Genomic DNA, 1,593 nt, shown 5'->3' with positions numbered 1-1,593 from the left:
CTGAGGTCGCACTCGACCGTCTACAGCGCGGCGAGTGGTCTCCCGAGGATGTCACCCCAGCTCCCGAAGACTCGAACGAGACCGAGTACGCCGAGAACTTGCGCAAGATCGTGCCTTCGCCTGCTCGCTACAATGCGAACCCCGAGTACCTGTTCGAGGCTTCCGGCTCGGCCGGCAAGCTGATGGTGTTCGCGGTGCGCACCCGCACCTTCCCTCGCGAAGTGCACCCGACCGTGTTTTACATCGGCACGAACAACACGCACGAGCTCGAAGAGATCCGTCGGTTGTTCCTCGAAGCCGACATGCCGCTGCCTATCTCTGGTGAGTACATGGGCCGCAGTGCCTTCGACTTGGCCGAGAAGTACGGCAAAGACACCTTCGTCTTCCTGAAGTTCATGAGTCCAGCGCTGCAGACGCGCATGTTCTCGTTCAAGACGTGGGCCAACGGCTTGTTCTCGAAGATTCCCGGCATTGGTCCGACCTTCGCCGACACGGTATCGCAAGCCATGTTCAGCGTGCTGCCCAACCAGCTGCCCAAGCGCATGATGGAGTACCGCAACCGTTTCGAGCATCACCTGCTGCTCACCGTCAGCGAGTCGCAGAAGGCCGCGAGCGAGAAGATGCTCAAGGAGTTCTTCGCAGAGCCCGAGCACACTGGTGAGTTCTTCATCTGCACGTCTGATGAAGAAAAGAGCGCGTCGCTCAACCGGTTCGGCGCGGCCAGTGCCGCCACTCGCTACGCCGCGTTGAAGCGCCGACACATCGCAGGGCTCATCCCCATCGATGTGGCCCTGCGTCGCGACGATTGGAACTGGCTCGAGGTGCTGCCGGAGGAGATCGACGACCAGCTTGAGGTCAAGGCGTATTACGGGCACTTCTTCTGCCATGTGATGCACCAGGACTATGTCGCCAAGCAGGGCGTGGATCCCGAGGCGCTGCACGACCGCATCCAGCACCTGCTGGAGGAGCGCGGCGCGAAGCTGCCCGCCGAGCACAACTACGGTCGCATCTACAAGCTGCCGGAGTCCATGGAAGAGCACTTCAAGGAGCTCGATCCGACGAATACGTTCAACGCCGGTATCGGCGGCACGTCGCCGCACAAGGACTGGGCCTAAGTCCCCAAGGTAGCGCGACGCCGTGAGAGCCTGAGCGATGTCTTATCCATCTCGGGTGGACCTAGGGCTCGACTCCCTAGGTCCACCGGGACGGATGAGTCGAGACATCGGTCAGAGGCTGGGCAGGCCATAGAATCGCGTGGCGGCGAGGGCCGCGCCCGGTCCGAGAACGGGTCATCGCCTCACGCCGTCAGCTGACCCGCGACGGCCGGCACACCGGCGAAATCCTCGCCACCGGCCACATCGACGAGCCCGGAGGCTATTGCTGAAACACATTGCCTGAACATATTGGTGGAGCTGAAGGTGTGTAGGTTCAGGACATCGTTCATAGGTGAGTCGGGACATCGTTCATAGTGGTCCGTGACGATGAGGGATGTCTAAAGCGGCTCTTCACAGATGAGGGTGTAGTTGAGGTCTGAATCCGCCGGACTCGAGCAGGGATCTGGCGATGTAGTTGGTCAGGTTGCGGAAGCCCAGG

The 1,593-nt window shown here is 61.3% G+C and carries 1 protein-coding gene; it reads left to right on the top strand.

The genetic code is table 11. The features are described from left to right. Window positions 1–1,115, top strand: a 1,115-nt coding sequence (gene dld / locus ACI2K6_RS17005) for a D-lactate dehydrogenase (protein ID WP_404569002.1), incomplete at its 5' end; no start/stop codon positions are given. Between the last annotated feature and the right edge of the window lie 478 nt (window positions 1,116–1,593).

The sequence above is a fragment of the Microbacterium sp. NPDC006705 genome, from assembly GCF_044903545.1.
Classification (GTDB): Bacteria; Actinomycetota; Actinomycetes; order Actinomycetales; family Microbacteriaceae; genus Microbacterium; species Microbacterium plantarum.
Note: the sequence above shows the minus strand (reverse complement) of the source record. Positions and strands in the feature narration are given on the sequence as shown.